The 10,112-nt window shown below is 75.1% G+C and carries 3 protein-coding genes; all 3 read left to right on the top strand.

From position 1 onward, the window contains the following. The first annotated feature begins 12 nt into the window (after window positions 1-12). The 3 genes from ACZ5GT_RS06000 to ACZ5GT_RS06010 all read left to right on the top strand — a co-directional run bounded on the left by ACZ5GT_RS06000 (window position 13) and on the right by ACZ5GT_RS06010 (window position 10,093). Window positions 13-8,808 (top strand): type I polyketide synthase, encoded by an 8,796-nt coding sequence (locus tag ACZ5GT_RS06000; protein ID WP_469014987.1) that lies wholly within the window; start codon window positions 13-15, stop codon window positions 8,806-8,808. Between the two features lie 117 nt (window positions 8,809-8,925). Continuing rightward, window positions 8,926-9,765, top strand: coding sequence for a 3-hydroxyacyl-CoA dehydrogenase family protein (locus tag ACZ5GT_RS06005; RefSeq protein WP_469014990.1), 840 nt, complete (start codon window positions 8,926-8,928; stop codon window positions 9,763-9,765). A gap of 73 nt (window positions 9,766-9,838) precedes the next feature. Then, window positions 9,839-10,093: an acyl carrier protein gene (locus ACZ5GT_RS06010; RefSeq protein WP_469014994.1), complete on the top strand. Its 255-nt coding sequence runs from the start codon at window positions 9,839-9,841 to the stop codon at window positions 10,091-10,093. Window positions 10,094-10,112: the final 19 nt, after the last annotated feature.

Here is a 10,112-nt window from a genome sequence, read left to right on the forward strand (position 1 = left end):
AGGACGGACGACATGACCGAGCATCCGACCAAGGCCGCTCCGACCGACATCGCCCTGGTGGGCCTGTCGGGGCGCTTCCCGAAGGCCGCCGACGCGGCCGAACTGTGGGCCAATGTCCGGGCGGGCCGCTCCGGCATCACCCGGTTCACCGACGAGCAGCTGCGCGCCGCCGGGGTGGCGCAGCACCTGCTGGACGACCCCGACTACGTCAAGGCGGGGGCGGTGGTCGACGGCGTCGACCTGTTCGACGCGGGCTTCTTCGGGATCAACCCGAAGGAGGCGCAGATCCTCGACCCGCAGCACCGGCTGTTCCTCGAGCACAGCTGGCACGCGCTGGAGGACGCCGCCTGCGACCCGGCCCGTTTCGACGGCTCGATCGGGGTGTTCGCGGGCTGTGCCATCAGCAGCTACATGAACAACAACCTGGTTCCGGCCGGGGTCGGCCGGCAGGTCGGCGAACTGGCCATGGGCCTGGCCAACGACAAGGACTCGCTGCCGCTGCGGGTGGCCCACGCCCTCGGCCTGTCGGGCCCCGCCTACGGCATCCAGAGCTACTGCTCGACCTCGCTGGTCGCGGTCTGCGCCGCCGCCACCAGCCTCGCCGCGTTCGAGTGCGACCTGGCCCTGGCCGGCGGCGTCGCCGTCACCGTGCCGGGCGCCACCGGCTACCTGTACCAGGCCGGCGGCATCAGCTCCCCCGACGGCGAGTGCCGCGCCTTCGACGCCTCCGGGCAGGGCAGCCTGCTGGGCAACGGCGTCGGCGTGGTCGCGCTGCGCCGCCTGGAGGACGCGCTGGAGGCCGGCGACCGCGTCTACGCGGTGATCCGGGGCTGGGCGGTCAACAACGACGCGGGCCGCAAGGTCGGTTTCACCGCGCCCGGCGTCAGCGGACAGGCCGAGGTGGTCGCCGAGGCGCTGGCCGCGGCCGGGCTGGAGCCCGGCGACATCACCTACGTGGAGGCCCACGGCACCGGTACGGCCCTCGGTGACGCGGCCGAACTCGCCGCGCTGCAGCAGGTGTTCGCGGGCGAGGAGCTGCTGCTCGGCTCGGTGAAGAGCAACGTCGGCCACCTCGACCGGGCCGCGGGCGTCACCGGACTGATCAAGGCGGCGCTCGCGCTGCACCACGAGGAGATCCCCGCCACCCTCAACCACTCCACGCCCAACCCGCAGCTCCTGTCCGGGGACGCCCGGCTGTCGGTCGTCACCGAGAACCGGCCCTGGCCGCGCGGCGGGAGCCCGCGGCGGGCCGGCGTCAGCGCCTTCGGCATCGGCGGCACCAACGCCCACGTGGTGATCGAGGAGGCGCCCGAGCAGCCGGTGCGCGCCGACGACGCGCCGTCCTCGGACCGGCCCGAGCTGCTGGTGTGGTCGGCGCGGACCGCCACCGCCGCCGACGAGGCGGGACGGCGGCTGGCCGCCCACCTGGAGACGGAGCCCGTCCGGCTGGCGGACGTGGCCCGCACCCTGCACACCGGGCGCGCCGTCTTCTCGCACCGCCGGGCGCTGGTCGCCCGCTCGGCGCGGGAGGCGGCACGAGCGGTGCACGAGGGCGCGTACCTCGGCGGGCAGCAGGGACGTACGGACCGGCCGGTCATCCTGTACGTGTCCGACGGCCCGATCCGCCTGCGCGACGCCGGTGAACTGGCCGCGCGCGAGCCCGCGTTCCGCGCCGCCCTGGACGAGTGCCGCACGGCGCCCGGCGGAGCCGGACCGGCCGGCGACGACGCGCGGGCCTGCTTCCCGGTGGCCCACGCGCTGACGGCGCTGCTGCGCTCCTGGGGCGTCACGCCCGCCGGGTACGTCGGCCGGGGATCGGGACGGCTCGTCGCCGACGTCCTGTCCGAGGCGCTCCCGCCCGCCGCCGCCCTCGAGGCGCTCGGGTCCGCCGCGGCGGCGCACCCCGGCTCCGGAGACGACCTGGCCGAGCTGCTCGCCGACGAGGAACGCGTCCTGCTGGTGCTGGGCACGGCCGACCTGTCCGGTCTGACGGCCGAGCAGCGGGAACGGGTCGTCGAGGCGATGCCGGAGACGGCCGCCGACGCCGGCCTGACTCTCGCCGAGGCGGTGGCCCGGCTGTGGCTGGCCGGCGTGCCCGTCGACTGGGACGCCTACGCCCGGGGCCGGGACGCCGCCCGGGTCGGTCTGCCCGGCTACCCGTTCGAGCGCCGGCGCTACTGGATCGACCCGCCCGCCGCCCCCGCCGGAAGCGACGGCACGCCTCGCCCCGCCCTGGACGCCTCCGCGCCGGAAGACTCCGGCCACGTCACCCTGCTGACCCCACACTGGACGCCCGACGAGACCGGTACGGAAGCCGCCGACGCGGCTCTCGGCGGCCGCTACGTCCTCAGCCGGGACCGCCACGGTCTCGCCGACGCCCTGGCCGGCCTGCTGCGCACGGCCGGCGCCGCCGACGTCGCCCTGGTGGACGCGGACGCGGCGGCCGACGCCGCGACGGCTGCGGGCGAGGGCCCGCTGACCGTCGTCCACCTGGCCTCGCTGGATGCCCGGGAGCCCGGGGACGCGGTGCTCGCCGCTTCCCGGTTCCTGTCCTCCTGGGCGGGTCTGCCCGGCACCGACCGGGTGGTGCTCGCCACCCGGGGCGCGCGGGCCGTGTCCGACGGGGAGGGCACCGACCCCGCCCAGGCCGCCCTCGCGGCCCTCCCGGCCGTCGCCGGGCAGGAGTACCCGGGCCTCGACAGCCGGGGCGTGGACCTCGACCCGGCGGCGGAGCCCGCCGAGGCCGCCGCACAACTGCTCGCCGAGGTGCGCCGGGCGGCCGCGGACCCGCTGACGGCGTACCGGTCCGGCCGCCGCCACCTCCCCTCCTACGTCCCGGCCGCCCCGGCCGACCCGTCTGCCGCCGGAGCCGGCCCGGCGGTGCGTCCCGGCGGCCGTTACCTGGTCACCGGCGGTCTCGGTGACGTCGGCCTCCTGGTCGCCGGGCACCTGGTGCGCGGCGGCGCGGGTTCGGTCGTGCTGGCCGGCCGCTCCGGGCTCCCGGACGACCCGGCGCACCCGCGCCGGCGGGCGGTCGAGGAGCTGGCCGCGCTCGGCGCCGAGGTGCGCGCGGTACGGCTGGACGTCACCGACGAGGCCGCCGTACGCGGCTTGTTCACCGACGGCGGCGGGACGTTCGACGGCGTGGTGCACGCCGCCGCCGACACCACGCAGGACACCTTCCTCCCGCTCGGCACCCTGGACGAGGGGACGGTGCGACGCCAGTTCGCGGCCAAGGTGGACGGCGCGCGCACCCTGCGGGCGGTGCTGCGGGAGCTGCCCGCCGACGGCGCTCCGCGCTGGTGCGTGGTGTTCTCCTCCACCTCGGCCCACCTCGGCGGCCTGGCCTTCGGCGGCTACGCGGCGGCCAACGCGGCCCTCACCGCCCACGCCGAGGGCGCGGCCGGCGACGCCACCCGCTGGATCTCCGCCGCCTGGGACACCTGGGCCCCCACCCTGGAACGGCTGGAGGGACCGTTCGGCGCCGCGATGACCGCGCACGCCATGACCGCCGGGCAGGCACTCACCGCGTTCGACGGGCTGTTCACCCGGGCCGCCCGGTCCGTGGTGGTGGCCGCGGGCGGTCTGGACGACCGGCTGCCCCGGCCGGCGGCGGCCCGGCCCGCCGCGCCCGCGGCCGGGGCGGCCACCTTCCCGCGCCCGGAGCTGCCCCAGCCGTACGTCTCCCCCGTCACCGCGACCCAGCGCGCCCTGGCCGCGCTGTGGACCGAGGTGCTGGCCATCGAGCCGGTCGGGGTCCGGGACAACTTCTTCGACCTGGGCGGGAGTTCGCTGCTCGCCCTGCAGATGCTCGCGACGGTCAAGGAACGCTTCGGGGTGACGGTGCCGGCCGTCGCCCTGTTCGAGTCGCCGACCGTACGGGGTCTGGCCGGCGTCCTCGACGGCGGCGCCTCCCGCCCGGTCACCGCGGCCCCGGCACCGGCGGCCGTGCCGGTGCGCTCGGCAGCACCGGTCGAGGGCGTACCCGCCGCGCAGGTGCAGCCGTCCGCGCTGCCCGTCGCCGGTGAACTGCCCGACGCCGACGAGCTGGACCGGCGGATCGCCATCATCGGCATGGCGGGCCGTTTCCCGGGCGCGGGCGACGTGGTGGAGTTCTGGCGCAACCTGTGCGACGGAGTCGAGTCGGTCACCTTCTTCAGCCCGGAGGAACTGATCGAGGCGGGCGTGGACCCGGACCTGGCCGACGACCCGGACTACGTGCCGGCCCGCCCGGTGCTGGACGACATCGCCGGGTTCGACGCCGGGTTCTTCGGGATGAGTCCCCGTATGGCCGCGCTCACCGACCCCCAGCAGCGGCTCTTCCTGGAGGTCTGCTGGGAGGGGCTGGAGCACGCCGGTTACGCCCACGAGGGGTACCGCGACCGGGTCGGCGTGTTCGGCGGCTCGAACCTCAGCACCTACCTGCTCGGCATGCTGCCGCAGCTCGTCGCGGACGGCGACGTCAACCCGTACGAGCTGATCATGAGCAACGACAAGGACGCGCTGACCACGTCCGTGTCGTACCTGTTCAACCTCGACGGGCCCAGTGTGGCCGTGCAGACCTTCTGCTCCACCTCGCTGGTGGCCGTGCACTCGGCGGTGCGCAGCCTGCGGGCCGGGGAGTGCGAGACGGCGCTGGCCGGCGGGGTGTCCGTGGCGGTCCCGGACCGCAAGGGACACCTGCGGGTGACCGGCGGGATGGACTCCCACGACGGCCATGTCCACTCCTTCGACGCGGAGGCCACCGGCACGCTGTTCGGCGACGGGGCGACCGTGGTCGTCCTGAAGCGGCTCTCCGACGCGCTGCGCGACGGGGACACCGTGCACGCGGTCATCCGGGGCTCGGCGCTGAACAACGACGGTGCCCAGAAGGCGGGTTACACCGCGCCGAGCGTCGCCGGACAGGCCGCGGCGGTACGCGCGGCGCTGGTCGACGCGCGGGTCACCAGCGACGAGATCGGCTACGTGGAGGCGCACGGCACGGCCACCGAGCTGGGCGACCCGATCGAAGTCGCCGCGCTCACCCAGGCGTTCGGTACGGACGCCCGGCCGGGGTCGATCCCCATCGGCGCGGTGAAGACGAACATCGGTCACCTCAACCACGCCGCCGGCACCGCCGGACTGATCAAGACGGCGCTCACGGTGCGCGAGGGCGTGGTCCCCGCGTCCCTCAACTACACCCGCCCGAACCCGCAGATCGACTTCGCGAACAGTCCGTTCTACGTCAACACCGAGACCGCCGCCTGGTCCGGCCCCGACGGCCGGCCGCGCATCGCCGGGCTCAACTCGCTCGGCATGGGAGGCACCAACGTGCACGTGGTGGTGGAGCAGCCGCCCGCGCGGCCGGCCCGGGGTCCGGAGATCCGCCGCCACCACCCGCTGGTGGTCTCGGCCCGGTCCGTGGCGGCCGCCGACCAGGCGGCGCGGGAGCTCGGCGAGCACCTGGCCGCGCACCCCGGACTGCGTCCGTCCGACGTGGCGTTCACCCTTCAGGCCGGGCGCAAGGTCTTCGAGCACCGGCGCGCGGCGGTGGTCGGCGGCACCGCCCACGCGGCGGCGGTGTTCTCCGGCGAGGACGACGGCACACCGGTGGCGTCCCGGGTGGAGACGGTCTCCGGCCGGCCGGTGGCGTTCCTCTTCGCCGGCGTCGGCGAGCAGTACCCCGGCCTGGTCGGCGACCTGTACCGGCACGAGCCGGTGTTCCGCGCCGAACTCGACCACTGCCTGGAGCTGTTGGCGAAGGAGCTGCCGGATGTCGAGCTGACCGGGCTGCTCACCGGTGACCGCCCGGGCGCGGGCCCCGATCTCGCCGCCCTGCTGGGCCGGGCGACCGGTCCGGCCGACGGGCGGGAGGCGGAGCTGGAGCGCACCGAGGTGGTGCAGCCGCTGATGTTCGCCGTGGACCACGCGCTGGCCCGCACGTTCCTGGCCTGGGGCGTACAGCCGTCGATGATGCTGGGCTACAGCCTCGGCGAGTACGTCGCCGCCTGCCTGGCCGGGGTGCTGTCGCTGCGGGACGCGATCGCCCTGGTCGTGTACCGGGCGCGGCTGATCGGCGAGGCGGAGCGCGGCGCGATGGCGGCCGTGCCACTGAACGCCGAGCAGTTGCAGGGCCGTTACCGGCTGGGCGAGCGCGGACTGGACGTCGCCGCGGTGAACGGACCGTCCGCCGTGGTGGTGGCCGGGCCCGGCGAGGCACTGGACTCGCTGATCGCCGACCTGGCGCGGGACGGCGTCCCGGCGAGGCCGCTGCGCACCACGCACGCCTTCCACTCCAGGATGCTGGCGCCGCTCGCCGAACGGCTCACCGCCTGGGTGGCGGAGAACGTCACCCTCAACCCGCCCGCGCTGCCGTACCTGTCCAACGTCACCGGTGACGTCGCCGACGCCGCCCTGGTGCGCGACCCGGGCTACTGGGCCGCCCACATGTGCCGCACGGTGAGGTTCGCGGACGCGGTGGAGCGGCTGCTGGCCGAGCCGGAGCTGGCGATGGTGGAGATCGGCCCGGGGCCGTCGCTGGGCGCGATGGTGCGCGGGGCCGGCTGCCCGCCGGAGCGCTGGCCGCTGATCACCGCGACCCTGCCGGCGCAGAGCGATCCCCGCCCCGCCGACCTGGTGTTCACCGAGTGCGTCGCCCGGCTCTGGCTGACCGGCGTCGACCTGGACTGGGCCGCGTACCACGGGGCCGGTCCCGGCACCGCCGCGCTCCACCGGGGCGCCACGCCGGGCCGGGTGCCGCTGCCGACGTATCCGTTCCAGCGCCAGCGCTACTGGATCGACCCCGCGCCGATGCCCGGTGGCCGGGCGGCGACGGCGGGTGCCGCCTCGGGCGCGGCGGCGCTGTCCGCCGGGGCGCTGGAGGAGCCGACCTCGTTCGCCGACCTGGAGCGCGTGCCGTTGCTGCCGGAGGAGCAGTGGCTGTGGCAGCCGGTGTGGCGGCAGACGGCCGCGCCCGCCGCCGCCGAGGAACAGCCGGGCCACTGGCTGGTCTACACCGACGGTGCGGCCGCCGAGCGGATCCTGGCGGAACTGCGCCGGGCCGCGGAACGGGACGGCGCGACGGTGACCGCGGTCCGGCCCGGTGCCGGCCACGCCGAACTGCCCGGCGGCGACCGCACGGTCCGCCCCGGCAGTCACGAGGACGCCCTGGAACTCCTGACGGACCTGCGCGGACGCGGGCTGAAGCTGGAGCGGGTGGTCCACCTGTGGACGCTCGACGACAGCGGCGACGGCTCCGGCGAGAGCGCCGACGAAAGTACCGCCGAGCGTGCCGACGACGAGACGGTGCGGCGCGGTCTGCACACCGTGGTCGCGCTGGCCCGCGCGGCCGACGAACTCGGCCGCCTCGACTGGGAGCTGGACCTGGTCACCGCGGGTGTCCACCAGGTGCTGGACGGCACCGAGGTGCGCCCCGCCGCGGCCACCCTGGTCGGCCCGTCACTGGTGGTGCCGCTGGAGTACCCGGGGATCAGCACCCGTCTGATCGACGCGCTGCCCGGCGTCCGGGCCGCCTCGGTCGCCGCCGAGCTGCGCCGGCCCCGCGCCGACCTGATGGTGGCGCTGCGCGGCACCCGGCGCTGGGTCCCGCGCTACGAGTCCCTGCCCCCGGCCGACCCCGCGACGGCGGCGGAGGACCTGCTGCGCGAGGAGGGCGTCTACCTGATCACCGGCGGGCTGGGCGGGATCGGCCTGGCCATGGCGGAGCGGCTGGCCGGTGCCTGCCGGGCCCGGCTGGTGCTGATGGGCCGGCGCGGGCTCCCGCCGCGCGAACGGTGGGACGCCATCGCGTCCGGCGCCGAACAGGCCGAGGACGCGGTGCGCGAGCGGGTCCGCCAGGTGCTGGGGCTGCTCGCGCTGGGCGCCCGGGTGGAGATCGTGGCCGGCGACGCGGCGGACCCCGCCGACATGCGCCGGGCGGTGGACGCCGCCCGGGAGCGGTTCGGCGCGCTGCACGGCGTGCTGCACGCGGCCGGCGTGGCGGGCACCGGCCTGATCCAGTTCAAGGAACCGGAGGACTCCGAGCTGGTGCTCGCCCCGAAGGTCGGCGGCCTGCGGGCGCTGACCGAGGCGCTGGGGATCGGCGGGCCGGACGAGACGGAGCTGGACTTCCTGGTCCTGTTCTCGTCCATCACCTCCGCCACCGGCGGCGGTCCGGGCCAGGTCGACTACTGCGCCGCGAACGCCTATCTGGACGCGGCGGCGGCACGGCTCGCCCAGGGCGGCCGCCGGGTGGTCTCCATCGGCTGGGGCGAATGGACCTGGAACGCCTGGGACTTCGGCCTGGCGGGCTACGACGACGAACTCCAGTCGTTCTTCCGCCAGCACCGCGCGACCTTCGGCATCGGCTTCGACGAGGGCTGGCGGTGCCTGCTGCGGGCCCTGGCCACCGGTGAGCCGCGCGTGGTGGTGTCCACCCAGGACCTGCCGACCATCGTCCGCTACAGCACCGGCTTCACCGTCGAGGCGGTCCTCACCCCGGCGGTCGCGGGCACCACGTCCGGCACCCGCCACCCGAGGCCGGACCTGCTGACCCCGTACCGGGAGCCGGAGGGGCCGGCCGAGGAGGCCGTCGCCGGGGTCTGGTGCGAGCACCTGAAGCTGGAGTCCGTCGGATCGCTGGACAACTTCTTCGAGCTCGGCGGCAGTTCGCTCCTCGGCATCGCCGTGCTGGCCCAGCTCCGCCGCTCCTTCCCGGACGCCGAGCTGCCGCCCCGCGTGCTGTACGAGGCCCCGACGGTCGAGGCGCTGGCCCGCGTGGTCCAGGGCGTGGGGACACCGGTCGGCCCGGCCGGCCACCGGACGGCCTGACCGCACCCGCCCGCCGCCCGTACCGCCTCACCGGGTCCGCACCCGAGCACCGCCACCCGCGTCACCCCGAACACCCAGCACACCCCGCACACCCTCACAGAAACGGAGAGCAGTGGCATGACCGTCGTAGGAGTCGTCGGCGCCGGCGTCATGGGAACAGGCGTCGCCCAGAACCTCGCACAGTACGGCTTCGAGACCGTCCTGGTGGACGTCTCGGAGGAGATCCTGGCCGACGCCAAGGCGGTGATCGCCCGCAACGCCCGCCTCAGCGGCCTGATGGGCGGCCCGGCCCTGGACCCCGACGAGATCCTCGGCCGGATCACCACCGCCGTGGGCCTGGACGCCCTCGCCAAGGCGGACTTCGTGATCGAGAACGTCACCGAGGACTGGGAGACCAAGAAGGGCGTCCACCAGGAGCTCGACCGGGTGCTTCCGCCGACCGCGATCGTGATCGTGAACACCTCGGCGATCCCGATCACCCGGGTCGCCTCCCTCGGTGACCACCCCGAGCGCGTGGTGGGCGTCCACTTCATGAACCCGGTGCCGGCCAAGCCGGTGGTGGAACTGATCCCCGGCTTCCACACCAGCACGGAGACCGTGGAGAGCACCCGGACGTTCCTGGCCGGCTTCGGCAAGCGCGCCGTCGACGTCAAGGACGCGTCCGGCTTCGTCTCCAACCGGGTGTTGATGCTCACCGTGAACGAGGCGGCGTACCTGGTGTACGAGGGCGTCGCCACCGCCGAGTCCGTCGACGAGGTGTTCCGGGGCTGCTTCGGCCATCCGATGGGCCCGCTGGAGACCGCCGACCTGATCGGCGTCGACACGATCCTCTACAGCGTCGAGGTGCTCTACCAGCACTACGCCGACAGCAAGTACCGCCCCTGCCCGCTGCTGAAGCAGATGACGGACGCCGGGCTGCACGGCCGGAAGACCGGCCGCGGCTTCTACACCTACTGATTCCTACCCGCTGAACCCACCCAGTGATCACGACTCACTGGACCCGACCCACCGAACCCAGGAGCGAACGACCATGACCACTGTCGCCGTCACCGCCGCCGAGAGCATCACCTCCTTCGTCCGCGGCCGCTTCCCGCAGGCCGAACTCACCCCGGACCAGGACATCTTCGCCCTCGGCTACATCAACTCCCTGTTCGCGATGGAGCTGGTGATGTTCATCGAGAAGACCTTCGGCGTCACCGTCCCCAACGACGAGCTGAGGATCGACAACTTCCGCACCGTCGACGCGATGTCGGCGCTCGTCGGCCGGCTGGACGCGTCCGCCTGACCGGCGGCGCACACGAGAG

It is taken from the genome of Streptomyces sp. NPDC031340 (genome assembly GCF_055569945.1).

Excerpts from the sequence above, each read along its gene's own strand:
- ACZ5GT_RS06005 (WP_469014990.1), top strand. The coding sequence starts at position 8,926 with ATGACCGTCGTAGGAGTCGTCGGCGCCGGCGTCATGGGAACAGGCGTC.
- ACZ5GT_RS06000 (WP_469014987.1), top strand. The coding sequence starts at position 13 with ATGACCGAGCATCCGACCAAGGCCGCTCCGACCGACATCGCCCTGGTG.
- ACZ5GT_RS06010 (WP_469014994.1), top strand. The coding sequence starts at position 9,839 with ATGACCACTGTCGCCGTCACCGCCGCCGAGAGCATCACCTCCTTCGTC.